The following is a 26,988-nucleotide window of genomic DNA, read 5'->3' on the forward strand; positions in this document are numbered from 1 at the left end:
TTTAAAATAAATAGGAGGGAATTATTATGAGCATTAAGATCACCGGAAACGTAGATGAAAAAGAAGCACAGGTATATGTGGAGTATTTACAGAACAAATATAACAGGAAGCTGGAAAGCTTAGATGTAAAAGCAGACGGAGAATTTGTGGATTTAAACTACGAATTTGAACATGTGAACTTTGATCGAATCCGAAGGATTACGGGTTATTTGGTAGGGACCATGGATCATTGGAATAACGCCAAAGCTGCAGAAGAACGAGACAGAGTCAAACACGGCCTTGACGGATGTGAATGCTGCGGGATGGAACACATTTAAATTTTTGGAAAGGGAATCCCCTTGTAATTGAAAAGAGATGATGGTAAAATATATGGGTTCAAAAAGGAATTTATATGATCATGGCGTAAAGAAAGGATTATGATATATGAAAACAAACTATACGAGCCCTTTATCGCAGCGTTATCCAAGCAAGGAAATGAAATATATCTTTTCACCGGAGATGAAGTTCCGCACATGGCGCCGTCTTTGGATTGCTCTTGCCGAAACAGAAAAAGAGCTGGGCCTTCCGATTACGCAGGAACAGATTGATGAACTAAAAGAACACGCCCTTGATATAAACTATGACGTAGCAGAAGAAAGAGAGGCCGTTGTAAGGCACGATGTTATGGCACACGTTTATGCTTATGGCAGGCAATGCCCTAAAGCAAAAGGTATTATACATCTTGGAGCCACATCCTGTTATGTAGGTGATAACACAGACTTGATCCTTATGACAGAAGGGCTGAAACTTATAAAAAAGAAATTGATCAATGTGATTGCTGAACTGGCAAAGTTCGCAGATCAGTATAAGGACATGCCGACGCTGGGATTTACCCATTTTCAGGCCGCGCAGCCGACAACTGTGGGAAAACGTGCGACGCTTTGGACGCAGGATCTGTTATTGGATCTGGAGGATCTGGAGCATGTGATAGAGTCCATGAAGCTGCTCGGTTCAAAGGGAACCACCGGAACGCAGGCAAGCTTCTTGGAACTGTTTGACGGAGATCACGAAAAGGTTAAGAAAATAGATGGCATGATAGCAGAAAAAATGGGCTTTAAATCCTGCTATCCTGTTTCAGGGCAGACTTATAGCCGCAAGGTGGACAGCCGGGTGCTGAACGTGCTCAGCGGCATAGCGCAGAGCGCACATAAGTTTTCCAATGATATAAGATTATTACAGCATTTGAAGGAAGTGGAAGAACCGTTTGAAAAAAGTCAGATCGGTTCCTCTGCTATGGCATATAAAAGAAATCCCATGAGGAGTGAAAGAATCGCTTCCTTGGCGAACTATGTAATTGCAGATGCAAACAATCCTGCCATTACAGCGGCCACCCAGTGGTTTGAAAGAACACTGGATGATTCCGCCAATAAGAGAATAAGTATACCCGAAAGCTTTTTAGCGGTAGACGGAATACTGGAGCTTTACCTAAACATTACGGACGGACTTGTGGTGTATCCGAAGGTCATTCATGCCAGACTGATGCAGGAATTACCGTTTATGGCTACCGAAAATATTTTGATGGACGCGGTTAAGGCCGGCGGAGACAGGCAAGAGCTTCACGAAAGAATTCGGGAACATTCCATGGAGGCCGGAAAAATGGTTAAGGTGGAAGGCAAAGAAAACGACTTATTAGAACGAATAGCGAAAGACCCTGCATTTAATATGACGATAGAGCAGCTGCAGAGCATTATGGATCCTGCAAATTTTGTAGGAAGAGCCGTTCAGCAGACGAGCGAATTTATTGAAGAAATAGTTCAGCCTATTTTGGATAAAAATAAGAATGTATTAGGCATTACAGGGGAAGTAACTGTTTAATGTTCAGGTATTGAATTGCTGATGACATGCCAGAGGTCGGTTTAATCTGGTGAAAATATTTTTCCCGATTAAATCGGCTTTTTTAATGAATATACTTGATGATAAAAGAAAGAAGAAGGTGTTTTTTATGGTAAAAGCAATCGTAGGCGCTAATTGGGGCGATGAAGGAAAAGGTAAGATTACGGATATGCTTGCGAAGGAATGTGACATAATCGTTAGATTTCAAGGCGGAAGCAATGCAGGCCACACCATTGTAAATGACTATGGCAAGTTTGCGTTACATCTGCTGCCCTCCGGCGTATTTTATAATCATACCACAAGCGTTATCGGAAACGGCGTAGCCTTAAACATTCCATATCTTGTAAAAGAGATCAACTCCTTGGTGGAACAGGGCGTTCCGAAGCCGAAGGTCTTGGTTTCAGACAGAGCGCAGATCTTAATGCCTTACCATATTTTATTTGATGAATATGAAGAAGAAAGACTGGGAGGCAAATCTTTCGGCTCGACCAAATCCGGAATTGCACCGTGTTATTCAGACAAATATGCCAAGATTGGCTTTCAGGTAAACGAACTTTTCGATGAAGATACATTAAAAGAAAAAATCGAGAATGTATGCGAGCAGAAAAATATCATATTGAAGCATTTATACCATAAGCCGCCGATTGACAAGGAAGAGCTATATAAGACCATGGTAGAATACAGGGAAATGGTCAGACCGTATGTATGTAATGTATCCGCATATCTGTACAATGCCATTAAAGAAGGAAAGAACATCCTGCTGGAGGGTCAGCTGGGCGCACTGAAGGACACGGACCACGGCATTTATCCGATGGTTACTTCCTCCTCTACCTTAGCTGCGTACGGAGCGATCGGAGCCGGTATCGCACCTTATGAAATCAGGGAAATCATCACGGTGGTAAAGGCTTATTCCAGCGCGGTCGGTGCCGGAGCATTTGTCAGTGAGCTGTTTGGAGATGAAGCAGAAAGCCTGAGAAAACGAGGAGGAGACGGCGGCGAATATGGAGCTACTACGGGAAGACCAAGGCGCGTAGGCTGGTTTGATGCGGTGGCTACCAAGTACGGATGCCGCATACAGGGAGCTACAGAAGTCGCACTTACGGTATTGGATCCTCTTGGATATTTAGATGAAATTCCTATTTGTGTAGGTTATGAGATCGATGGTGAAGTGACCACAGATTTCCCTAATACGACACAGCTTTATAAAGCAAAGCCGGTATTAAAGAAGTTACCAGGCTGGAAGTGTGATATCAGAGGCATTAAGGAATTCGACAAGCTTCCGGCTGAATGCCAGAATTATGTAAAAGAAATCGAAAAGGAAATAGGTGTACCGATCACGATGGTTTCCAATGGACCGGGACGTGACGATATTATCCTGAGAAAATAATAAATTTCCCGATGCCAGGAAAGAATAAGCCTTGAAGGGAAGGTGAATTCTTTGAAAGATCTGGATAATTTATGGGAAACTTCCAATATGGAAAACTCAAAGGACTTTAAACCGGAGGGAGAAGATCTCTGGTTTGGAAATGAAAAATATGCTGAACAACTGGTGAAGAACGGCAATGTTCCGCCGGGAAGCGTTCAGCATCAGAATTTGGGCCATAACTCGAAAAAAGAGGGACTGGGACCCAATACGAAACGGTAAGATGAAAACTGGCCTTAAAGATATTTAATATCTTTAAGGTCAGTTTTCTTGTAAAATACACAATATCTTCACACAATGTACACGTTGAAGTCAAAGCTGCTCCATGTTTTTCCATTAATATTTATATGACAAGATTCAAAGTAAAGTGAGGTAAATAATCAGTGGACATTGGAACTAGCAGGAATAAAGCAAAGGCAGGTCTGAGTAAAATCCTTACGGCGGTCAGAACGGGCGGAATGAAGACAGGGGCGAAAATCGAAATCCTGTTCAGCAAAATCCCTGTTCTGAAAAAAATTACAAGGCTGACGTCAGGAAAGAAAAAAATGGCATACACGGCGATGGCATTGGCAGTGATCCTGCCGGCAGCTTATGTAATAAGCAGTATGGCATTAGGAAAAGAAACGGCTTCCGAATTTGCGGAATACACGGCAAAGAAAGGAAATGTAGAAGTAGCTGTCAGCGGGTCCGGAACGGTAACTCCTGTAGAGCAGTATAACATCTCTGCACTGGTGGAGGGGGATGTGCTCCAGGATACTTTTAAAGAGGGAGATACCGTAAAAAAGGGAGATGTCCTTTATGTGATAGATTCTGAGGAAATGGAAAATTCGCTGGAGAAAGCAGACATTGCATTAGAGAAGCAGCAAATAAGTTATAACGACAGCGTGAAGGCGTATGCCGGGCTCAAGGTCACCTCACCGATTAAAGGGATGATTGATGAGCTCTATGTAGCCAAAGGAGATTCGGTACAAAAAGGCACCAAAATAGCAAAAGTTGTCGATAATGACACCATGACAGCAAGGGTGCCTTTCAGCGAAATCGATGCAGAAGGCCTTTATACGGGGGAGACGGTTACCGTCACGGTGGAAAATACTTTCGAGCAATTAACAGGAAAAATAAGTAAATTATATAATTCCAAAAGAGTCCTGGACGGCTATATAACCGTTACTGATGTGGAGGTGGAACTGACCAATCCGGGTTATTTGAAGACCGGTACATATGTTTCGGTAACGGCGGGAGGCAAAGCCTGTTATTCCTCAGCCCCCCTCGAAGCTTCTTCAGAAAAAATTGTGCTGGCAGAAGCCGCAGGAACAGTGAATTCAATTAACGTAGAAGGCGCTTACTTAAAAAATGGCGGTGCCATAGCTACACTGGACAGCGACGATGCGGAGGATGAATTAAAAAACGGCCAACTTTCTTTGCGGGAATCTCAGATATCCTATAATAATACACAGAAACAATTGGATAACTATACCATTACCTCTCCGATTTCAGGCACCGTTATCTCAAAATCGGTGAAAGCGGGAGATAAATTGGACGAAAATGCTACCACCATGGCTGTAATCGCCGACATGTCAAAGATCACCTTTGAAATCAGCGTAGACGAACTGGATATAGCCAGCATGAGCGTAGGGCAGACGGTGGATATTACAGCAGATGCACTTCCGGATAAAGCCTTTACCGGGTATGTGGAGAAAATAGGGCTTTTAGGAACATCTACGGAAGGTGTGACCTCCTATCCTGTTACGATCGTTATCAATGAGCCAGATGGCCTGTGGCCAGGCATGAATGTAACAGGAAATATCGTCATCGATTCTGCCAGAAATGTTCTGGTAGTTCCCGTAGACGCTGTAGCCAGGGGGAATACCGTGACGATGAAGGACGGAACTCAAAAAAAGGTAACGATAGGGCTGAGTGATGATAACAATGTGGAGGTAAAAAGCGGCTTGAAGGAAGGAGATGTACTCCTGGTAAAGGTGCAGGCAAAAGAATCCTCTAATACTCAGAACATGATGAGAGGCCCAGGCATGGGAGGCGGTCAAAGCGGCGGCAGTATGTCTGGCGGAGGAAATGGTGCTTCGGGAGGCAACTGGTCCGGTAAAGGCAGCGGCTCATCCGGAGGAGGCAGCGGCGGCGGTGCTCCCGGCAGAATGTAGGTGATAGCCATGATAAAGCTAGAGGACATTTATAAGATCTACGTAATGGGAGACAGTGAGGTCCACGCTCTGGACGGAATTTCTCTGGAAATTAGAGAGCGGGAAATGGCAGCCATCATCGGACAGTCCGGATCCGGAAAATCCACTTGCATGAACATTATAGGCTGTCTCGATGTGCCGACAAGGGGAAAATACTATTTAGACGGGGTGGATGTAAGCACGCTGAACGACGACCAGCAGGCAGAAATCAGGAACAGGACCCTGGGATTTATATTTCAGCAGTATAATCTGATTCCAAAGCTGAATGTTATTGAAAATGTGGAGCTCCCTTTAATTTATAAGGGATTACCCGAAGCAGAGAGAAAAGAAAGAGCCATAATCTCTTTAAAAAGAGTCGGGCTGGATACAAAGACAACCAATATGCCTTCCCAGCTTTCAGGAGGTCAGCAGCAGCGGGTTTCCATCGCCAGGGCGCTGGCAGGAGAACCTTCCATCATTTTAGCGGATGAGCCCACCGGAGCTTTAGACAGCAAAACTGGGCGTGAGGTGCTGGAATTTTTGCAGCAGTTAAATGCCGAAGGAAATACGGTGGTCCTGATCACTCATGATATGGGTGTGGCAGAAAAGGCAAAACGGATTATCCGGGTCTCAGATGGAAAGATCATAGAGGACAGCGGGCACTCTGTTACGGAAAGCGCCACAGAAAAGCGGATGGTACCCCCAGAGCAGGTTATTTTTGCAGGAGGTGAAGCTCAGTGAACTTTAAACAGTCTTTTACTCTTGCACTGAAAAGCTTAAAAAGTAGCAAAATGAGGGCCTTTCTGACGATGCTGGGCATTATCATAGGAGTTGCCTCGGTGATCGTGCTGATCAGCCTCATGAACGGCTTATCCTCTGACATGACCTCCCAGTTTGAGAGTATGGGAACAAATACGATTACCGTCAATCTCGTGGGAAGAGGCGGAAACCGGGCAGCAAAGGTCGAAGATATCGAAGAGCTTGTAAAGGAAAATCCCGCTTATTTAGACCAGTACAGCCCTATGGTGACCGCATCGGTCACCGTAAAAAATGGGACAGAATCCATCGATACGACCACAGTTAAAGGAGTTAATGAAAATTATCAGGAAATGCAGCATATCGAACTGGACCAGGGAAGATTTATTCAGTATATCGATACGACCCGAAGGCAGAAAGTCTGCGTGGCAGGGAGTTATGTGGTAAGTGAATTATTCGGAACAACAAATCCTATCGGACAGACTGTAAAAATAAACGGTTCAGAATATACCATAGTGGGATTGCTGACAGAAACTGCAGATTCCGAGGAAAGTTCGGACGATGATGTAATTTATATCCCTTATACAACGGCAACCAGACTCTCCTACAACGGAAATATCAGCAGCTACTACATAACAGCAATAAATACAGAAAATATCGATATAACAGTTGCCTTGATTGAAAATGCGCTGTATAAAATCTATGGCAGTGCAGACGCCTACCGTGTGACGAGTATGACCTCGATGATCGAGCAGGTGAATGAGATGACCAGTTCAATGGCAGCGGTACTCGTGGGTATAGCCGGTATATCACTGGTTGTAGGGGGGATAGGAATCATGAATATCATGTTGGTCTCTGTGACAGAGAGAACCAGAGAAATCGGCGTAAGAAAAGCCCTGGGGGCTAAACGTAAAAACATTATGGAGCAATTTATAATTGAAGCAGCGACGACCAGTGCTTTGGGAGGAGTTATAGGAATCCTTTTGGGTATTGCTGTCTCTGCCGCAGCCGGAAAAATCATGGATATGACTGTAATTGTTTCACTGAATGCCATATTACTGGCCTTTTCTGTATCTGTAGGAATAGGTATTATCTTTGGATATTTTCCTGCCAATAAAGCAGCAAAAATGAACCCTATCGATGCACTGAGATATGATTAAGATTTATCAGCAGTTTGACAAAGTAAAAAGAGGAGGAAATTTATGAAAACCAATTATTTTGCATATGGAGGCAGGCCTGTATATCGAAAAGTCGCTATTGCTCTGGCCTTTCTTCTCATTGTATTGATGGCAGTTCAGCCGGAAGAGGCACGGGCGGATACGGATGATTCATCCAGTGCTACCATGATGCTGGAAGCCATGGGCGTTATCTCTCCGGACAGTTCGGGAAATTATAATTTAGGAGCTAATGTCACAAGGGCACAATATGCCAAGATGCTGGTCATGGCATCAAAATATAAGGATCAGGTGGCGGCTTCCTCTTATTCTTCTTTATTCAGAGATGTAAGTGCCGGAAACTGGGCAGCGCCATATATTAAGCTGGCAGCATCCAATAATTTGCTGTCAGGTTACAGTAACGGAACCTTCAACCCTGACAGCATGGTGACTTTGGAGCAGGGTGTAAACAGCGCATTGCTCTTACTGGGATATACATCATCCGATTTTACAGGGGCTTTTCCTTATGCGCAGATGAATCTGTACTCTTCCCTGGGACTTTCTTCGGGTATCGTAGGGGGAATAGGCACGCTTATGACAAAGGGGGATGCGGTACAGCTGATCTATAACGCACTGAAGACTGACCTAAAAGACGGAAGCAAGAGTTATGCAGAATCTCTCGGATATTCCGTAAATGATAACGGTGAGGTGGATTATGCAGGTGTAGTAACGGACAATATGAATGGACCGTATACAGTCACAGCTTCTGACTGGTACACCAAACTGGGAATCAATTCAGGAGCTGCCGTGTATAAGAATGGAAACAAGATCAGTCTTGCCGATGTGGAAAACTATGATATTGTTTATTATTCCAATTCAAAAAGTACCGTATGGGCTTACAACGACCGGGTAACCGGAATTTATGATAAGGCGGAACCGAGTCAGGACGCTGTCACCAGCATTACCCTGTCAGGAAAAACTTACACGCTGGAATCCACAAAAGCCTTTTCAGCCTTGTCTTCCACCGGGAATCTCAAGATAGGAGATGCAATCACTTTACTTCTTGGAAGGACCGGGAACGTGGCGGACGCGGTCTCCAGTACAGTCTTAAAACAGGAAACCATCCTTTATGTGACAACGGCTGATAAAACTGCCATAGAAGGGGTGACGCCGACAGGAAGCAAAGTTGCATATACTGTAGATAAAAATACTACGGTGGAACCGGGAGATGTGATTAAGATCACGTTTGATTCCGGTGGAAACATGCAGATTTCTTCTGTTTCAGGAGGAGGAATGATATCCGGAACAGTCGATTCAGATCTCATGAATATTGGCAATACTAGGATCGCCGGCACAGCAACCATACTGGATACCTATGAGGGCGCATATACTGCCACCTCCATCAGCAGATTGGACGGATTGACCCTTGACAGTGATGACGTTCTGTACTATGAAGCCAGGAACGGATCGGTTACCAGCCTGATTCTCAACAATGTTACAGGGGATTCACTTCAGTATGGCGTTATAACTTCTGCAAAGTCTTCAGGCAAAAATAGTTCAGGCACAAGCGGAAGTTATATATATGATATAAAGGGAACAAGCTATTCCTTGAACAGCAGCGATACGAATTTTAATGTATCTGCAGGACCTGCCATGTTTTACGGGGATGGGGACAGCATTGAGAAAATGAAAAATATTACTAGGGCAAGCTCAAAAGTTCAATCTTTTGACGGCTCTTCTGTAACCTTCGCTGATGGCACATCCTTTAAGCTGGCGGCAGATGTAGCCGTATATGAATATAAGACATCGACAGGTACCTACAGTTACGAGGGTTCTGTCAGTGATGCACTCGAAGCATATAAATCCGGAAAAATGATGACTTACTGCTACGATAAAGGGACAGTTAAAGGCGGGCAGATCAGAGTGATCATATATCAATAAAATAAGAACGCTTGAAGGACCAAAAGGAACGGAATGTAAAAAAGCCACGGGGTATTGTACCAATGGCATTAAGTTAAGAAGAAAGAGAAGTTTTCGTCATCTATGACGTTAGGTTCTCTTTTCTTTTTATATAAAAAAGTAAATGATCTTTTTCGTGACATGACAAATAGACAAGATGGGATTCTTGTCAAAAAAGATGTTTTTTTCGAAAAAATTATGCTACTCTATACATGAAGCTTATTGTTTGCTTGACCTTCATATCTCGTGGTCTTGAGCGTCCAGGGCGAATGGGGGTTATATATCTTGCAATCAATGCTTCAATATCAGGTGGAAGGCCTTTTCCTAATAGAAATTCACGGCATATATGTACTGCGACAGAAAAGTTGGCTTTATATACATACTTTCTGTCTTTCTTTTCTATGACTACGTGCCAGGTAATCAATTCGGAAAAGTTATACATGATCAGCCGTGCAAAAATTTCTTGGAGAATGTATTCCACTTTTTTTGAATGAAAATGAAGTAACCCTATTGTATATTTTAAATCTCGAAATGATGTTTCAATTCTCCAACGCATCCCATATAACTGTTTTAAAACATCCGGTGGACATTCATCTTTATCTAGATTTGTTACAACAACTTCAAAAGTATTCTCCGTAATCGGAAAACGAACAACTCGAAATGGCAATGCATATATTACGGCCAAGTCCGACTTTTTACTGTTTGAAGGAAGATAATCAAAATTCTTGTTATGCGCAATTTTGCGGTAATGATTTCCATCCCTTTTCTTGAATATGAGCCATGTTGTTATACGCCTCGTATCCTCTGTCTGCAATAATAATCGCTTTCCCTGACAGAGTAGAACGATCCACCATTTCAGTTAACGCTTTATTTTCTCCCTATCGATTCAGTCAGGTTTTTAACGGCGGTATCATCACCTGATTTCAAGGCATCCACAATGCAGTGTTTCATATGATCCTTTAAAATTATTTTGCCAGTGTTATTAAGTGCCGCTGTAACCGCCGATAGCTGAATCAATACCTCTGCAGTCAGATTCATTTTCCACCATTCTTTTTACAGCATCCAGGTGGCCTCGTGCCCGGGCCAGCCGGTTCAGTACAGTTTTTGTATTGGTGGACGCCTTTATGTTTTTCGGCCGGATTGCAGGCATATACAGGACCTATGCTGCCATTTAAATTATGGGCATACGCCTGAGAGAGCTTTGCTCTGTCCATGATCTTTCCTCCTATTTTTCCTTGAAAACAATATTTTGTTGTACAGTTCAAATCCTGTTGCATGAATGCAACAGAGGAAAGAAAGCCTTGACTTTTTTGCTGAAGCAAAATAAGGTAAAGATAAAAATAGTATAAAATGGGGGAGGTTAAGAAGGATATGAATAAAAGAAGGAAAACTCAAATCAGTATGGTGCTGGTGACGCTTCTGTTAGCGACCAGCTTCAGCGGTTGTCAAATGTTCTCGAAGGGAGAGACAGCCGAGAGCCAGCCGGTCATTGCAGACAGTGGGTTCGCAGCCTATAAAGATGTGCCGGTAGATATAAATCCGGCCATGCAGAACTATAAGGTCTCTCCAGGCCTTGACAATATTACGAATCGGGATGCTTTCGCTTTTTCTGATGAGGCACAGAAGCTTCTGGTTCAAAATGGTTTTGTCGTCATACCTTATCCTGCACGGGAATTTTTCATTACATATGAGTTGAATCGATATGGTGATACCCCGAATTTCATCACAACAGACGCTATGCTGCACAATTACCATTTGTATTTCAGCTATCTTTTGAGGACGATTGAGAAGGACACGCTTCGAAATGAACTGGAGGTGCTGACGGAATCCATGCTGTCCAAAAGTGAGAAGCGATATAAATCCCTGAAAAATACCGAATGGGAAACGGCTGCCAAACGCAATGTGGCATTCTTTGCCGTAGCAGCGAAAATACTTCATCCGGATTTGGACGTTCCTTCTTTTGTAAGCAAAGAAGTAGAACAGGAATTACAGCTGATTGCCAATCATCAGGAAAATTTTTATCCTTCTCCGGTGATGAATATTGGGAATGCTAAGGTCAGCTCGGTTGACGCATTGAAGGAGGATTACACACAATATATTCCTCGGGGGCATTACGCAAAGTCCAATGCATTAAAAACCTATTTTCAAACCATGATGTGGTATGGCCGCATGAATTTTCGAGCCTTTAATGCAGAGGAAACAAAATCGGCTGTTTTAATTACCTCGCTTTTCAACCAAGAAGATTATGACCATTGGAACAATATTTATGAACCGACAAACTTCTTCGTAGGAAAGAGTGATGATCTGGGCATAAATCAATACAGCGCCCTGTTACAGAAGGTGTACGGTAAAAATCCTTCCGTAAAAGAATTAACAAGCGATTCCGAAAAGTGGAAGACTCTGGTTGCTCAAATCAAAAAGCTCGATCCGCCTGCCATCAACTCTATACCGATATTTAACGAAGCTATCCAGCCGGATCAGGAAAAGGCTATAAAAGGATTCCGCTTTATGGGACAGCGATTTACACTGGATGCTTCGATTTTTCAGAATTTAATATACCGTCAGGTGAAAGAGAACAACCAGAAGGATTTTCGTATGCTCCCAAAGGGGCTGGATATGCCGGCTGCAATGGGCTCTCCGGAAGCGTATGATATTCTGAAAGGTATGGGAGAGACGGCGTATAAGAACTATCCTGAAAATATGGAAAAGATGCAGAAAAAGGTGAAAGCTATGGATACGGTCAGCCAGACCCGAAATCTGTACGGAGCATGGCTTTATACCCTTTCACCCCTGTTAGAAGCAAAAGGAGAAGGCTACCCTTCGTTCATGCAGAATCAAGCTTGGACCCGCAAACAGTTGGAAACCTATATGGGCAGTTTTACCGAACTCAAGCATGATACTGTTTTATACGTAAAGCAATCCTATGCCGAAATGGGCGGCGGCGGTGAAGAGCAAGACGACAGGGGCTATGTAGAGCCGAATGCGGCGGTTTATGGAAGAATTGCCGCCCTTACAAAAATGACTGCGGACGGGCTAGAGAGCAGAAAGCTGCTAAAAAAACAAACGCGTGAATCGCTTGCACAGTTGGAAGAATTGGCCCTGCAGCTAAAAACCATTTCCGAAAAAGAATTGGCGCAAAAGCCGCTCAGTACGTCCGAATATGATTTAATCCGGAGCTTTGGCGGACAGCTGGAACATTTCTGGCTGGAAGCATTGCAAGATGAAGGAGTGGATGGTCCGTCAGCTGCCGGAGCGAACCCATCCGCTTTGATTACGGATATTGCCACCGACCCGAACGGAAGGGTCTTAGAGGAAGGAACCGGATATGTCAATGACATTTATGCGGTTGTACCTGTTGACGGAACATTACGTATAGCAAAAGGTGCCGTTTATTCTTATTATGAGTTTGCATGGCCGTCCAACGATCGGCTGACAGATGAAAAGTGGAAGGAAATGCTTGAAGACAAACAAAATCCGGCTGCACCATCTTGGACTAAAATGTATACGGCACCGGAGGGAGCGTCTCAGTGGTAAGAAAGGCAGCTTTGGGCGCAGGTATTTTTCTGCTGTTGCTGCTGATTTTCCTTTTGTCCTTCTCAAAAACAGGGAACCCAGAGGTTGAGCTTCAAACACAAGGTGATCTGGATGGGGACGGGGTAATAGAAAAATATGTATGGAACAGCCAGGCTCTTACCGTGACGGAGGGAACAAAGGTGCTCTGGAAGTCGCCGCAGGGGTATGGCATAGATCGTGTTGTATTGGCAGATCCAGATAATGACGGCACGGACAATGTGGTGGTCAGCCTTTGGAAAAAGGGCAGTTTTGGAAAAATGCGGCCTTTCTGGTATACAGGTCAAAATGACGAGTATAAAAATCATTTGTTTGTTTATAAGCTTCAAGACAAAACCTTGAAACCGGTCTGGTGCTCTTCCAATTTGGCTCACCCGATTCTTTCTATTGATATTCGGGATGTGGACGGAGACGGATTAAATGAATTGATTGTACAGGAAGGACAATACAAGAAACTGACAGGAAACCGATATATAGTAGATCCGGAAGGCTCTGCCCGAACTACGGTGTGGCAGTGGCAGGAATGGGGATTTTATGCAGATGATAGGCGGAAAAATTAGTTCTGCATAAGAAGAAGGTATGGAAAAAGTCCGAAACTCGTTAAAAATTAACAAGTTTCGGACTTTTTATTGTGCCGCGCAGGGGCCGCTTCAACCCATTTGATCTAAAAGCTTGTATAAAAGCGTATACAGGGTTTTCGCTTCTTCCGGAGAAAGCGGTAGGCACTTTCCCATTTCTGAGGGAATGCTTACGGCTTTTTCTTTTAATCCTTCTCCAGTTTCAGTGAGAGTGACATTGACATTTCGTTCATCTTCAAGCGAACGTATGCGCTCAACAAATCCTTTGGATTCAAGACGCTTTAAAACGGGTGTCAGAGTACCGGAATCCAGGTACAGATGTTTGCCGAGTTCTTTTACACTGATGCTTTTATGCTCCCACAGCACCATCATGACGATGTACTGCGTATAGGTCAGATCAATTTTATCGAGAAAGGGCTTATATCGATTTACGATTTCCTTTGATGCGGCATAGAGCGGAAAACAAAGTTGATTTTCCAGCTTAAGAATTTCGTCATTCATCAGGCGCCTTTCCTTTTACAGCAATTTTTCAATGTCATCAGCGATATCTTCCGGTTCAACGGTTGGTTCATAACGGGAAATGACATTTCCATTTCGGTCAATCAGAAATTTGGTGAAATTCCATTTAATCTGGCTATCAGAAAAAGTATCCTTGTATCTGCCTTTAAGCATCAATTCAAAGGTCTTAGCTTTTACACCCTTTCCCATGCCTTCAAATCCTTTTTGAGCAGTCAGATACTGATAAAGCGGTATAGCATTTTCATCCCGCACCTCAACCTTTTGGGATAATGGGAAAGTAACACCATAGCGTACAGAACAAAATTCAGCAATATCCTGTTCGCTCCCAGGCTCCTGCTCCATAAACTGGTTGCACGGAAAGCCAATAATTGTAAAATCCTGGTTTTTATACTTTTGATAGAGTTCCTCTAACCCCTTATACTGAGGAGTGAAACCACACTTGCTGGCCGTGTTGACAATGAGCAGCACTTTACCCTTGTAGTCAGACATTTGTACCGGTTTGTTCTCAATGGATGTGTATTCGTAATCATAAATAGACATATATTTACCTCCTACTTACATTTATCACAATTTAATTGTGCAAAATTATTATGAAATCATTATAAAATAATAAAAATTAAAAGTCAATAAAATTTTTGAAATGGAGAAAATTACATCTTATTATGATAGAAAAACCAAAGCATTATTATAATGTTTTCAAATAAATAATTTGTAAAAAATCAGGTTATATTTATACTATATTAAAATAAGATGGATTCAGTTTGAAAATATATATTGATTTTTTCAAACTAGGTTATTATAATGAAGCTATCATTTAAAATAGGGGGTGAAATTTTTATGAAGTATGAGCTGTTAAGTAAATATTATTATAAAGGAAACGATATTTATTTAGATGAATATAACAAAAGAATAAACAGCTTTGGTTGTACAATATTTGACTTTAAACTTGGTTCTGATCCGATATTTATTGTTTCTACCATAGAACTAATTAATTTGATAGCAAAAATTTACAAGAAAAATTCAGAGCTTAATAAAAAAATACTAGAGCTTCCGTATATTGCATTAGATAGCTATCAAAAAAGCTGTCTCGTTGATGAAATCATGCTGACAAATGACATTGAAGGGATACACAGCACAAGAAGAGAAATTAAAGATGTGATTGATGCGTCTCGAGAAGACAGAAGTAAACGATTTAATGGACTTGTAAAAAAATATTTACTTTTACTGGAGCAGCATATCAATATTCCTTTAAAGACTTGCGAAGATATTCGTTCTTTATATGATGAAATTGTGTTAGATGAAGTTAAATCAGAGTCAAAAGAAAATATTCCGGATGGGGAGCTTTTCCGTACCGAAATAGCCGAAGTGATTTCAGGAACACAAAAAGTAAAGCATGTCGGACTTTTTCCTGAGTCTAAAATTATAAATGCCATGAATCAGGCTCTTTCCATATTAAATAGTGAAGGAATCACACCGCTTATCCGTATTGCCATATTTCATTATCTCTTCGGCTATATACACCCCTTCTACGATGGCAATGGACGTACGAGCAGATTTATCAGCAGTTATACCCTTTCTCAGGAGCTGAGTCCATTAGTTGCTTATCGATTATCATTTGCTATTAAAGAAAAAAAGGAAGACTATTATAAAGCATTTGATTTTTGCAACGATAAAAAAAACAAAGGGGATATTACTCCTTTTGTTATCATGTTTCTTGAAATGATTGATAGAGCTATTGATAATTTATCAAATAAAATTAATGATGGATTTGAAAAATTAAAATTTTATCTTGAGCTTATAAATCAGGCCTTTACGAATTCAAAAGAAAATCTGATGCGGGATATTTTATTTTGCTTAATTCAAAATTCTCTTTTTAGTAATGATGCACTGGGCAGAAATGAACTTGCGGTTATGTTAGAACGCAGTTACCCTACCATTAAGGGAACTCTTAACGCTTTAATAAAAAGTGGCGCACCAATTTATGAAAAGACGGAAGAACGCAATAAAAAAGTTTATACGCTAGATTTAGACAAAGTAGGCGAGTACCTTAAGCAAAAGAATGTATAATTGAATCTAAATAAAAAATAGCAGAAATAGTCTGCTATTTTTTGTTTTGGTGGAGCGTAGGAGGCTCGAACTCCTGACCCCCACACTGCCAGTGTGGTGCGCTCCCAGCTGCGCTAACGCCCCTCAAAATATGAAGTTACAGTTGTGTCACTGGAATAAATGCCTTAGGATTATCTAAATGTTCTCCCATCATCTTTTCCATCCAGATTATATCATACCAAGTTCCAAATTTATAGCCGCACTTGGTAAAATGGGCTGTTTTTGTATAACCCAAGTGTTGATGAAAAGCCTCACTTGCATTATTCAGATGAGTATCTTCATTGAAAGTATATGCAATGCAGGCATTCAAGTTAATAATGTTCTGACGCTTGAGCAGTTCCTCTAATTTTAAATATAGTCTTTTGCCCAAACCCTTGCCTCGGCATTCCTGTTTGAGATATATGGTCGTTTCAACCGCCCAGTCGTATGCGGCGCGCGGGTTAAAAGCCGACGCATAGGCGTAACCGATAATCTGCTCTTTTTCTACAGCAACGATATAGGGATACCTTTTTAAAGTATTCTGAATCCTCTTTGAAAATTCTTCAACAGAGGGTACATCGTATTCAAAGGTAATGGCCGTATTTGTAACATAAGGTGCATAAATTTTTAACAATTCCCCTGCATCGGTTGCTTCCGCCATGCGAATAGATACCGTTGTGCTCATATTCATAGCCTTCTTTCAGAACTGATTTATATAAACCAGCCTTACCTTTGATATTGTACTATAAAATAATGGGAGTGTCGAGTCCTATTTTTTTAAATTTTGTATATGAATTTCTTTTTTTCTGGTTATCCTAATGCTGAAACGAGGTGATAAAAATGAATGTAAAAATCCCACCCAGCAAAGACGGCGATATTTATAATCCCATGCCATTAGATGTGTATCCAGTAGGCACCCGAGAAGAATTGGAACAAGAAAACGCTGATTCTGATCGCTGATCCTTGGAGGCCGCCTGTGTGTAAGGACTGGGGCTGGACGCACAGGTGGGTACATATACCATTCATGCGTAAAAGCCGCATTGGAACTTATTTTACCTTCCTTAGTTGTATGCTAAAGAAAATTATGGGACCAAAGGTTGAAATCAGAACAAGGGGCAGAAACCAAACCGGCAGGTGATTGGATAAGGCAGAATTCATGGTTAAAAAGACAAAGATTGTTACGGTTACTAATTTCAACGTGCTGAGCATATTCTTGAGAATACCATATACCGCTTCTTTATTTTTCTCGGTGACCGCAACCCCTGTATTCCAAATGGATGGGAATTTCTCTATAACGGCCATTCCTAGGTACAGTCCCCACCCGAGCATAGCAAGGATTAGCAGTTCACTTTTATCGCCCCATCTGTCTACGACGTCCCTGGCATTATAGTGCCCAGGTATGGTGTCAGGGAGTCCCTTCCAATTTATAATCAAGTAGGCGGTCATAGCTCCTAACAACAGCAAGCAAATCAACTGCATAGGAATATCCCAGCTGCTTTTTTTTATTTTCATAAGCTCTCTCCATTCCAAAGTGGGTTGATAAAAAGAAAAAAAGGGAACCCAACTTTAAAAACCCTCTTTTCAACGAAGCATTATAATTATATGATATAAAAATAAGCTTTTCAACTGGCATTATGTGATAAAGGAGATAGGAGAAAAACATGAATATAGAAGTAAAATCAAAAGGGCTGTCAACCTTTGATATTAAGATTATCGGAATCGTTTTAATGGTTATTGATCACATTCATCAGATGTTCTTGCCCTTTGGTGCGCCGGGCTGGCTGGATTGGTTCGGTCGTCCTGTAGCGACCCTTTTCTTTTTTACCAGTGTTGTTGGCTTTAGTCATACCCACAGTAAAAAACAATACCTAATACGTTTATATATTGCTATGATCTTAATGTCACTGGGAATGCTGGCTTTAGAAAGCATTGTGAAATATGAGCAGGTTGTTCTGATGAATAACATTTTCCGAGATCTGTTGGTTGGAGTCATCTTCATGTTTGGAGTGGATCAATTGAGGATCGGAATGCAGAACCATAAGGCGAAAAATTTTTGTTTGGGCCTTTTAATTTTTTCGGTTCCATTTGTTTCCAGTATGGCTTTAGTTCTGGTAGCAAATCATTGGGCTGCAAATAGGGTTTTGCTTATATCCGTTATGAGTATAACCCCGGGAATCTTGTTTGCCGAAAATAATTTCATGGTACTCTTGATCCCGCTTTTATATATTTTTAAAGACAACCGTAAGCTTCAATGCTTTTTGATCGCAGTAACCGCCGTTTTATATGGCATCTTAGGTGCGACTCAATGGATCATGGTCTTTGCCATCCTGCCGGTCTGGTTTTATAATGGTGAGAAAGGGCATGGTATGAAATACTTCTTTTATTTCTTTTATCCGGCCCACATTGCAGTCTTATATTTGATTTCAGCATATCTATACACCCATTAGCCGTAAATTGTTGGCACTCTTTTTGCATTCTCTATTATTAAAAACTAATAGGAGGTAAAGTATGCAAGATAAAAAGTATGACGATATTGATGCAATATCCGGAGAACGGTGGTTTCCCAAAGAAACGACTTTTGAAGAGGATATGAATGAATATTGGGGAGACTGGGGCGTGAGCTCTGAGGTTGAAACATTAAAAGCCGTACTGATGCGAAGGCCGGGAAAAGAGGTTGAAAGTTTTAATGCCCATGCCGTTAGATTCTCGGATGAACCGCTGAACGTAGAACTCATGAGAAAACAGCACGATGAAGTAGCTAAGATTTACACGGACTTTGGTGTTAAGGTGTACTATGTGGAGAATCAGCGGGAAGATCGGCCAAACTCTATTTTTTGCAGAGATTTAGTATTCATGACTCCGGAGGGAGCCATTCTTTCAAGACCCGGCATGGAAGCCAGAAGAGGAGAAGAACGATATGTGGCGGGGGCGTTGAGTAAAATTGGCGTACCGATTTTAAGGACCATTGCAGGGGATGGATTTTTTGAAGGTGCCAATGCCATGTGGGTTGACAGGCATACCTGTGTGCTTTCCACAGGCAGCAGGTGCAATAAAAACGGATTTGAACAGGTGTCCTATGAGTTAAAGCGAATGGGCGTAGAAGTATATCCCATGCAGCAGCCCTATAGCAATATCCATATTGATGGCTTGATGAATCCGGCAAGTAATGATATGGTATTAGTACATGCTTCACAAGTTCCGTACGACATATTGGATATGCTGAAACGCAAAGGATACAAGATTTTGGAAGCCCCATCTCAAACGGAAGTACGAGAAACCTTCGGGTGTAATTTTGTAGCACTGGAGCCGGGCAATATTGTCATGCCGGAAGGCAATCCGAGAACACAGGAACTGCTGGAAAGGAATGGGATCCGGGTTACTACGGTAAATATTTCAGAGATCATGAAAGGGAAAGGGGCTCTGCATTGTATCACGGCATATCTTAAAAGGGGATAACCTTGAAAAATGCTTGTATAACAGCAATTCGTTGATTCTGATATGGATATGGATATTTCAGAGAGGAAAGAAATGCTTAGAAGATATGTTGAACAGATATTGAGTGTATATAATTACATAGACGGCATCATGGTTACAGATCGGAATGGATATATTGAGTATTATTCTAATTTTAGGCCTGATGTAAATCATCTGAAAGAAAAAGATGTTCTGCATAAACATGTCTTAGAAGTATACCCGGCTTTAACCGAGGAGAGCAGCAGTATCATGCGCGTCCTTAAAACCGGAAAACCCATAGCCAATGAATATCAGGATCTGGTGACCTACAAGGGGCAGAGTATTCGTGCAGTAAACGTTACGCTGCCTATAAAAGAAGACAATAAAATCATAGGGGCGGTAGATGTATCCAGATACATTGATCTCCCCTATGAAAGGCAGGATATATCCATATCGATAAAAGATAATGTAATAGCTAAAAACCTATATGTTACGGACGATATAATCACCAATTCGCACAACATGATGCAGATAAAAAAGCGGATTCCCATGGTTGCCGGTACGGATTCTTCGGTACTGATCTATGGAGAGACCGGCACCGGAAAGGAACTGGTTGCCCAATCAATTCATACCTGCAGCCGGCGAAGCAATAAAAAGTTCATTTCACAGAATTGTGCCGCCATCCCCGGCAATCTGCTGGAAAGCATATTATTTGGTACGACCAAGGGCAGTTATACAGGAGCCGAAAACAAGCCGGGATTGTTTGAAATAGCCAACGGAGGAACCTTATTCCTGGATGAAATCAACTCCATGGAATTGAGCGTTCAACCGAAATTGCTTAAGGCCATAGAAGAGAAACAAGTTACTCGTTTAGGTGGGTTTGAACCCATTAAGACAGATATTAAGATTATTTCAGCGATTAATGAAAGTCCGCAAAAATGCCTGGAAGAAAACAGGCTTCGAGAGGATTTATTTTACCGGTTGAGCGTAGTACAAATAAATATTCCTCCTCTAAGGGAAAGAAGAGAAGATTTATTTTTTATGACATCGCATTTTATCGGACAATATAATCAGCTCATGCATCGTGATATTCTTGGAATTGATGAACAAGTGGAGGCTATATTTAGGAAATATTCGTGGCCGGGCAACGTCCGAGAACTTAAAAATATCATTGAAGGAGCGTTCAATGTTGCTTCCTCCCGGTTTATTCAGCGAAAGGATTTACCGGAATACCTAAATGCCCGCTCGGGAGGAACCCCTGCTTTATCAACAGCTTTGGAGGAATTTCCTTTAATAGAGGAGGATTATTCTCTGGAGAAAGCCATGGCACAATATGAAAAAAGAATTATAATCGCGGCGATAAATTCCTCAAACAGTTTGGTGGAAGCTTCAAAAAAATTGGGGATTACAAAGCAGGCTCTGAATTACAAAATTAAAAAATATAATATTAAAAATAGCTAGTAAAAAGAACTTTACCATTGGGGTGAAGTTCTTTTTACTTAGTAAATATTTTTTTACCACTTTTCCTTTTTTAGATTCCGTTTAACCGGATTTCATCAAAAATTATTTGGCATTATTATTGCAATACTTAATAATAAAACATTTTACTAATAAATCATTTTCAGGATTAAGGAGGAGAAAGAATGAGCGAAGATAAAGTAAAAGACATTGATGCGCTTCCTGGCGAGCGATGGTTTCCGAAAGAGACGACCCTGATAGAGGATATGAAAAGCCTTTGGGGAGATTGGGGAGTATGCTCAGAAGTGGAACCCCTTAAGGCGGCATTGATGCGCAGACCCGGAAAGGAAATCGAAAATTTTGATTGGGCGGCAGCCAGATTTAAGGCATCTGTTTCCCCAGAAAAAATCAGAGCACAGCATGATGCTTTGGCTGATATTTACAGAGCCCACGGTGTGGAAGTGTATTATGTTGAAGAGGCCAGAGAGGACAGACCAAATGCTATTTTCTGCAGAGATTTGATCTTCATGACTCCGGAAGGCGCCATCGTGACAAGACCCGCTATGGAAGCCAGAAGAGGGGAAGAGCGATATGTTGCTAAAAAGCTGGCAGACATAGGAGTTCCCATTATCCGGACCGTATGCGGGGGGGCTACCTTTGAAGGAGCAATGGGGCTGTGGATCGACAGACATACGGTTGTTTTAGCCTCGGGGGTACGAACCAACCGAGAGGGATATGAAATGGTGGAATCTGAATTAAAGCGAATGGGTGTGACGGATATTCTCCACATGCAGATTCCTTATGGCCACGCACATATTGACGGGCTGCTAAATATGGTCAGTGAAGACGTGGCCATGATTCATGCCTCACAGGTTCCGTATGATGTTTGTAACGCCTTGAAAAGGAAGGGTATTAAGTTACTGGAGTGTCCGTCTCGCGTGGAGGCTAAGGAAGGGCTGGCTATTAATTTTGTAGCCATAAAACCGGGGCAAATCGTTATGGCCGCAGGAAATCCCAGATCTCAGGAATTACTTGAAAAGAATGGCATTGAGGTTATTCCGGTGGAATTTGATGAAGTGCTTAAGGGTTACGGCTCCATCCATTGTTGCACCGGATTTTTAAAACGTGGTTAAAGCCTTGTGAAGGAGGATCAGAAATGAGCTTGTATGAAAGGTTAAAGGAAGAAATTTCATTGGATGAACTATATGAAAATATGTCCTATTTAGTGGAGGAGGTTGGCGAAAGACTTTCCGGAACAGAAGAAATGAGAAAAGCAACAGCGTATATCTGTTCAAAATTAACAGAGTACGGAGTGGATGCTCATATTGACCACTTCCCCATGTATCAGAGCTATCCGGGCGAGGCGGCCTTAAAGGTTATGGAGCCTTGTACTAAAGAAATAAAGGCCAGACCGGTGTGTCACATTCAATCCACCGCAGAAGAGGGGATTGAAGGGGAATTAATGTATGTGGGATCCGGCAGTTATAAAGATTATGAAGGAAAGGATGCAAAAGGAAAGATTATTCTTACCGACATGAACTGGAGTCCGGGGAGACCTGAGAAAGCAAGAATTGCCTGGGAGCTTGGTGCAAAAGCACTGATTATTATGAATTGGGGAAGAGCAGAAGAGGATCTGATTCAAATGGGCGCCGTAAAAACACAATGGGGAAATCCAACACCGGATACGGAAAAAGATATTGTTGAGCTGCCGGTCATAAGTATTTCCAGACGTGACGGGGAATATTTGGAAGCCCTTTGCCAAAAAGGAAAAACAACGGTTTGGTTAAAGGCAAATGCTTCAAGAGAATGGATAACGGCAGATCAGCCTGTAGGAATTGTCAGGGGAAAACAGAGCAAGGGTCAGTATGTGTTAGTGGGCAGCCATGTAGATGCATGGGGAAAGTCAGCCATTTGTAATGCTTCGGGAGATTCCTTGAATTTGGAATTGGCAAGAGTATTTCAAAAACATTGTGCTGAGCTGAAGCGGGATGTTGTATTTGTCTTCTGGGATGGACATGAGATTGCTGAAGGAGGCGGCTCAACCTGGTACTGTGACAGCCACTGGGCTGAAATGAATGAAGGCTGTGTAGCGTATATTAATGTGGATAATCTGGCTATTAAGGGAACCACAATACCCGGAGTAGAAGGGCAGCCAGAAATGAAGCAGATGCTTATGGAAGCCATCAAAACCATATGGGATACAGAAGGCGTGTGGCATCAGGCCTATAAGGGCGGCGGAGATTCTTCGTTCTTTGGTGTGGGTGTTCCGTACATATCCTTCGCAACCGAATATACAGAGGAGAAACTGAAAGAATTGAACTATGCATTTTACAGTCCATGGCTGCACAGCGACTCCGATACGATTGATAAGCTGGATAGAGAACTGCTGAAAAAGCATAGTGAGTTTTTTGCGTATATAACAGAGAAATTAGTAAACGCACCGCTTGTATTGTATGATATGAAAGCTCTTGCGCAGGATGTCAAATACCAATGGGAGGCTATTTTGACGGAAGCAGGCAGAGCCACAGAAATGATTTTGGATACGACGCCCATAGTAGATCAATATGTTGCCATGCTTGAAAAGCTGGATCTGGTTAAGATTTCTCTGGGAAATGATGAGACTAAGGCAGCTCTATATAACAAGCTAGTCATACTATGTGAACGGCAAACGGCTATGTTCAGAGGCTATTCCGGTCGTTACGGCCAGGATGGATGCTGTGCCTTACAAACGGAAAACCCTATTCCGGCATTGGATAAGGCCATAAAAAAATATAATGAAGCCCCTTTAGGTTCTCACGAATACTATTTGTGGGAAACACAGATTTTGCGGGTGAGGAACATGGTATATGATGCGATGAATTATTCAATTCGCTATGTAGAGTTAGGCCTTTCTGCAATGGATTAGAGACTATTCGTTAAAGCTTTTCTGTTTGATAAGGAGGAATTATCAATGGATAAAAATAATAACGGAGAAATTGGGCTTAAGCGTGAGATGGGATTTTGGGCCGCCATTGCACTGGTTATCGGAAATACAATTGGCTCTGGAATTTTTCTGCTGCCTCAAAATTTGGCGGCTATTTCTACACCGGCCATTTCGATTGCAGGATTTATTTTAACCGCTGCCGGAGCAGTATTAATTGCTATCAGTCTTTCAAACATGGCGTGTGCATTCCCTAAATCCGGAAGCTGCGTTGTGTATACGCATGAGGCCTTTGGGGACTTTGCAGCTTTTATTGTGGGATGGGTCTTTTGGCTTTGCCAGCCTTGTGGTGTTGCGGCCATCATAACCGCTGCCGTCAGGTATCTCAGCTATTTGTTCCCAATACTGGGAACCAGTAACCTTGCAGCATTGATTACTTCAAGCTTGATTTTATGGATATTGGTAGTCCTAAATATTAAAGGAGTAAAAGAAGCCAGTGCATTTCAAATTATTACAGTTATTTTAAAATTAATCCCTATTGCATTATTTATAATTTTGGGGGCTGCTCATTTTGATCCTTCTATTGCTCATAGCGTAAATCCGGAGCTGGAAGGAGGAGTATCCTCTCAACTGCCGGCAACTATCGCGATTACCATGTGGCTATTTGTAGGGATTGAAAGCTCCACCATTACCGCCGGAGAAATTAAAGATCCGGAAAAGAACATTAAAAGGAGCACGATTTACGGAACATTGTTTGTCATCCTTCTTTATATTATCATTACGATTTTGGCCGTTGGAATTATGCCGCAAAAGGAGCTTGCAAACTCTAATGCGCCTGTGGCAGAAATGATTGAGATGATGACAGGCGGCCATTTAGGCAGTATTTTTATAGCGATTTTTATCGTCATTTCATGTGTGGGATGCGCCAATGGAATTACGCTGACCGGAGCTAGAATCTCTTATGCAATTGCTATGGATAATGTTTTCCCTAAGTTTTTAGCAAGAGTAAATCCTCGCTATCATACACCGGATACATCCCTTATCGTATTCGGCATTATTGGGAATCTATTGCTCATATCAAACTACACAAAGGGACTAAATAAAGCCTATATTTTCGCAGCCTTGCTTACAACAATGGCCTATATGATTGCGTATGCAGCAACAGCAGCTGCTGAGATTGCATTACTGAAAAATCAGGATGGAGATATTACGGTGGGCAGTTATATTAAAAAATCGATTTTACCGCTGCTGGCACTGGCGTATATCATATATGCAAGCTACGGAACGGGCGCCGAATCGGTTATGTGGGGATTCCTGCTCATTATGGCGGGCATACCATTCTACATTTACAATAAGATAAAAAACACAGGAAGTATAAAGTCAAACAATGCGCCAGTTTACGCAGAAACAGAGGAGATCCTTTCCGATATAACAGAATAAGAAATTTTATAGCAAGGGGCTTGTACGCTAAATGCTGTGCAGGCTCTTTTGCTTTATCATAAAAAGAACCGCTATTTCTAGCGGTTCCCCAATTGGTATCCCCGGTGGGAATTGCACCTAAGAATGCCATTGCTTCAACTTTTCTGGTATTTCATTACTGCTTATCATAACTTGTCACGATCTCACATCCTAATCATTAATTTGCCACGCACCTTTTCGTGTTGAGCCAATTCGTGTGATTTTTCCAGTTTCACGGAGTTCCTTGCTAATACGACTGATTTTTCTGGTACTTAATCCAGTTTGGTTACTCAGCTCATTCACAGTAATAGACGGAACATACTGCATCAGTTTTACCAGCTTGTCTTCATCCGATAGAATACCGCCATTTATACCGCCACTTTTATTGCTACTGGCGGTATTCTCCAAAGTCATTTCGTCAGAAAACGGAAATATTGCCTTAATAAAATGGTCTGTAATACGGAAAATATCTTTGTCATAGACTTTGAGTATTCGGCTCATACCAGAACCAAGTTGTTCTACAAGGCCTACAACCTTGAAGATCCCCTCAACCTTCCTTAAAAGGGTTGACTTGGTCGGTAACTTAGTCGCTTTTCTTGATCGGAAAGCGACTAAGTTGTTTTTTTCTGTACTTTTGATTCCGGCTGTTCGGCTTGTCAGGTATTGCCATCTCAATAAGTTCCTGTTCCAGTGCTGGATTCAGATAGTTCTTCCTGAATGTCGGTTTGTGTGAAAGTCTAAGCCGCTCCATGAGTTCCACAGTTGAAAGTTCTTCATCACCCAGCGCATTCAAAAGTTTTCTAACCGAAACAGAAATCTTATCCGTATTTGTATTGGCTGCACTTCCAACAACTGATGTTCCACTCAGTGTATCCAAAATTATTTTAAGCATAAGCTCCACAAAAGTACAGCTGTCTGCTTGTTTATCAGATTTACCGAGAGCATCGTAATATTCCTGCTGTCTTGTCCGGATCAGCTCTTCTATCGGAAGCCAGTAGAAAAGTTCATTCCATTTGCCAAGAAGCATACTATGCCACATTCTTCCCATGCGGCCATTCCCATCGGCGAAAGGATGAATAAACTCAAATTCATAATGAAAAACAGCACTCTTGATTAGGGGATGCATTTCGGATGCCTTATACCAGTCAAACAGGTCTTGAATCTGTTCTGGCACGAATGCTGCCGGAGGTGCCATATGGACAACCACATCTCCGTCAAACACGCCCACTCCACCAGAGCGAAATTTTCCGTTTTCCAATATCAAACTATTCATCATCATTTTGTGAGCCTTCAACAGAGCCCTTACAGACGCAGGATTTAGCGTAAGCATCATCTCATAAGTCTCGTATGCGTTCTGAACCTCCCTGATCTCATTTGGATTGCCCAAAATACGTTTCCCATCAAGAATCGCAGTCACCTGTTCCAGTGACAGGGAATTGTGCTCAATAGCAAGAGAAGAATGAATCGTCTTTATTCTATTTTCACGCCTTAGGTGCGGATTCAAGCTTCCATGAGAAAGCACGGTGATACGACCGATCTGTTCACAGATTGCGGCAACCAGATTTATTATTCTATCCGTCATATGGAACGGTGGTTTATACTCGCTCAT

23 protein-coding genes, 1 tRNA gene and 2 pseudogenes are annotated in these 26,988 nt (G+C 42.0%); 17 read left to right on the plus strand and 9 right to left on the minus strand.

Features of this window, described 5'->3' with window-relative positions:
• Window positions 1-179: 179 nt before the first annotated feature.
• The 8 genes and pseudogenes from nrdD to EQM06_RS00525 form a co-directional block, all read left to right on the plus strand.
• Window positions 180-317: pseudogene (gene nrdD / locus EQM06_RS13435) on the plus strand (anaerobic ribonucleoside-triphosphate reductase); the annotation flags it as partial.
• Between the two features lie 106 nt (window positions 318-423).
• Window positions 424-1,854, plus strand: coding sequence for an adenylosuccinate lyase (gene purB / locus EQM06_RS00500; RefSeq protein ID WP_128744477.1), 1,431 nt, complete (start codon window positions 424-426; stop codon window positions 1,852-1,854).
• Window positions 1,855-1,981: 127 nt separating this feature from the next.
• Entirely contained in the window at window positions 1,982-3,259 is a 1,278-nt protein-coding gene (locus EQM06_RS00505; protein WP_128744478.1) for an adenylosuccinate synthase, read from the plus strand.
• Window positions 3,260-3,346: 87 nt separating this feature from the next.
• Complete coding sequence (locus EQM06_RS12815; protein WP_164914284.1) at window positions 3,347-3,517, plus strand: hypothetical protein; 171 nt, start codon at window positions 3,347-3,349, stop codon at window positions 3,515-3,517.
• A gap of 161 nt (window positions 3,518-3,678) precedes the next feature.
• Window positions 3,679-5,451 carry an efflux RND transporter periplasmic adaptor subunit gene (locus tag EQM06_RS00510; RefSeq protein ID WP_128744479.1) on the plus strand — a complete coding sequence of 591 codons (1,773 nt, stop codon included), beginning with the start codon at window positions 3,679-3,681 and terminating at the stop codon, window positions 5,449-5,451.
• Between the two features lie 9 nt (window positions 5,452-5,460).
• Window positions 5,461-6,210, plus strand: a complete 750-nt coding sequence (locus EQM06_RS00515; protein WP_128744480.1) for an ABC transporter ATP-binding protein — start codon at window positions 5,461-5,463, stop codon at window positions 6,208-6,210.
• On the plus strand, window positions 6,207-7,385 hold the full coding sequence (locus tag EQM06_RS00520; protein ID WP_205666566.1) for an ABC transporter permease: 1,179 nt from the start codon (window positions 6,207-6,209) through the stop codon (window positions 7,383-7,385). Before EQM06_RS00515 ends, EQM06_RS00520 begins: the two co-directional genes overlap by 4 nt.
• Before the next feature lie 42 nt (window positions 7,386-7,427).
• The gene (locus EQM06_RS00525; protein ID WP_128744481.1) at window positions 7,428-9,320 is read left to right on the plus strand and encodes an S-layer homology domain-containing protein; all 1,893 of its coding nucleotides are present in this window, start codon (window positions 7,428-7,430) and stop codon (window positions 9,318-9,320) included.
• Window positions 9,321-9,534: 214 nt separating this feature from the next.
• Here the strand turns inward: EQM06_RS00525 and EQM06_RS00530 are convergent, their stop codons facing one another.
• Both EQM06_RS00530 and EQM06_RS13440 read right to left on the minus strand, forming a co-directional pair.
• Window positions 9,535-10,152 carry a transposase gene (locus EQM06_RS00530; protein WP_164914285.1) on the minus strand — a complete coding sequence of 206 codons (618 nt, stop codon included), beginning with the start codon at window positions 10,150-10,152 and terminating at the stop codon, window positions 9,535-9,537.
• 53 nt (window positions 10,153-10,205) lie between these two features.
• Window positions 10,206-10,488, minus strand: a pseudogene (locus EQM06_RS13440) (metal-sensing transcriptional repressor).
• 221 nt (window positions 10,489-10,709) lie between these two features.
• Between EQM06_RS13440 and EQM06_RS00540 the strand changes: the two are divergent.
• Window positions 10,710-12,872 carry a DUF3160 domain-containing protein gene (locus EQM06_RS00540; protein ID WP_128744483.1) on the plus strand — a complete coding sequence of 721 codons (2,163 nt, stop codon included), beginning with the start codon at window positions 10,710-10,712 and terminating at the stop codon, window positions 12,870-12,872.
• Entirely contained in the window at window positions 12,866-13,468 is a 603-nt protein-coding gene (locus tag EQM06_RS00545) for a hypothetical protein (RefSeq protein ID WP_128744484.1), read from the plus strand. The genes EQM06_RS00540 and EQM06_RS00545 overlap by 7 nt, the downstream gene beginning before the upstream one ends.
• A gap of 90 nt (window positions 13,469-13,558) precedes the next feature.
• On the opposite strand, the gene EQM06_RS00550 is transcribed toward EQM06_RS00545, so the two are convergent.
• Together EQM06_RS00550 and EQM06_RS00555 are read right to left on the minus strand one after the other, a co-directional pair.
• Window positions 13,559-13,987 (minus strand): MarR family winged helix-turn-helix transcriptional regulator, encoded by a 429-nt coding sequence (locus tag EQM06_RS00550; protein ID WP_128744485.1) that lies wholly within the window; start codon window positions 13,985-13,987, stop codon window positions 13,559-13,561.
• A gap of 15 nt (window positions 13,988-14,002) precedes the next feature.
• A complete protein-coding gene (locus EQM06_RS00555) occupies window positions 14,003-14,545 on the minus strand; it encodes a glutathione peroxidase (protein ID WP_128744486.1) in 543 nt (180 codons plus the stop codon).
• 297 nt (window positions 14,546-14,842) lie between these two features.
• Between EQM06_RS00555 and EQM06_RS00560 the strand changes: the two genes are divergently transcribed.
• Window positions 14,843-16,072 (plus strand): Fic family protein, encoded by a 1,230-nt coding sequence (locus EQM06_RS00560; protein WP_164914286.1) that lies wholly within the window; start codon window positions 14,843-14,845, stop codon window positions 16,070-16,072.
• 47 nt (window positions 16,073-16,119) lie between these two features.
• On the opposite strand, the gene EQM06_RS00565 is transcribed toward EQM06_RS00560, so the two are convergent.
• The 3 genes from EQM06_RS00565 to EQM06_RS00575 form a co-directional block, all read right to left on the minus strand.
• Window positions 16,120-16,195: transfer RNA gene (locus EQM06_RS00565), tRNA-Ala, on the minus strand.
• A gap of 13 nt (window positions 16,196-16,208) precedes the next feature.
• A complete protein-coding gene (locus EQM06_RS00570) occupies window positions 16,209-16,775 on the minus strand; it encodes a GNAT family N-acetyltransferase (protein ID WP_128744488.1) in 567 nt (188 codons plus the stop codon).
• Between the two features lie 362 nt (window positions 16,776-17,137).
• On the minus strand, window positions 17,138-17,602 hold the full coding sequence (locus tag EQM06_RS00575) for a DUF1648 domain-containing protein (protein WP_128744489.1): 465 nt from the start codon (window positions 17,600-17,602) through the stop codon (window positions 17,138-17,140).
• Window positions 17,603-17,751: 149 nt separating this feature from the next.
• Between EQM06_RS00575 and EQM06_RS00580 the strand changes: the two genes are divergently transcribed.
• The 6 genes from EQM06_RS00580 to EQM06_RS00605 all read left to right on the plus strand — a co-directional run bounded on the left by EQM06_RS00580 (window position 17,752) and on the right by EQM06_RS00605 (window position 25,361).
• Window positions 17,752-18,537, plus strand: a complete 786-nt coding sequence (locus EQM06_RS00580; RefSeq protein WP_128744490.1) for a TraX family protein — start codon at window positions 17,752-17,754, stop codon at window positions 18,535-18,537.
• 61 nt (window positions 18,538-18,598) lie between these two features.
• A complete protein-coding gene (locus tag EQM06_RS00585; protein ID WP_128744491.1) occupies window positions 18,599-19,546 on the plus strand; it encodes a dimethylarginine dimethylaminohydrolase family protein in 948 nt (315 codons plus the stop codon).
• A gap of 72 nt (window positions 19,547-19,618) precedes the next feature.
• On the plus strand, window positions 19,619-21,004 hold the full coding sequence (locus EQM06_RS00590) for a sigma-54 interaction domain-containing protein (RefSeq protein WP_164914287.1): 1,386 nt from the start codon (window positions 19,619-19,621) through the stop codon (window positions 21,002-21,004).
• A gap of 182 nt (window positions 21,005-21,186) precedes the next feature.
• Window positions 21,187-22,134, plus strand: a complete 948-nt coding sequence (locus EQM06_RS00595) for a dimethylarginine dimethylaminohydrolase family protein (protein WP_128744493.1) — start codon at window positions 21,187-21,189, stop codon at window positions 22,132-22,134.
• A gap of 23 nt (window positions 22,135-22,157) precedes the next feature.
• On the plus strand, window positions 22,158-23,906 hold the full coding sequence (locus tag EQM06_RS00600) for a M28 family peptidase (RefSeq protein WP_128744494.1): 1,749 nt from the start codon (window positions 22,158-22,160) through the stop codon (window positions 23,904-23,906).
• Window positions 23,907-23,951: 45 nt separating this feature from the next.
• Entirely contained in the window at window positions 23,952-25,361 is a 1,410-nt protein-coding gene (locus tag EQM06_RS00605; protein WP_128744495.1) for an APC family permease, read from the plus strand.
• Window positions 25,362-25,550: 189 nt separating this feature from the next.
• Here the strand turns inward: EQM06_RS00605 and EQM06_RS00610 are convergent, their stop codons facing one another.
• Both EQM06_RS00610 and EQM06_RS00615 read right to left on the minus strand, forming a co-directional pair.
• The gene (locus EQM06_RS00610; protein WP_128744496.1) at window positions 25,551-26,054 is read right to left on the minus strand and encodes a winged helix-turn-helix transcriptional regulator; all 504 of its coding nucleotides are present in this window, start codon (window positions 26,052-26,054) and stop codon (window positions 25,551-25,553) included.
• The gene (locus EQM06_RS00615; RefSeq protein WP_128744497.1) at window positions 25,963-26,988 is read right to left on the minus strand and encodes a Fic family protein; all 1,026 of its coding nucleotides are present in this window, start codon (window positions 26,986-26,988) and stop codon (window positions 25,963-25,965) included. Before EQM06_RS00615 ends, EQM06_RS00610 begins: the two co-directional genes overlap by 92 nt.

Source organism: Aminipila luticellarii (assembly GCF_004103735.1).
In the GTDB taxonomy this organism is placed as follows: domain Bacteria; phylum Bacillota; class Clostridia; order Peptostreptococcales; family Anaerovoracaceae; genus Aminipila; species Aminipila luticellarii.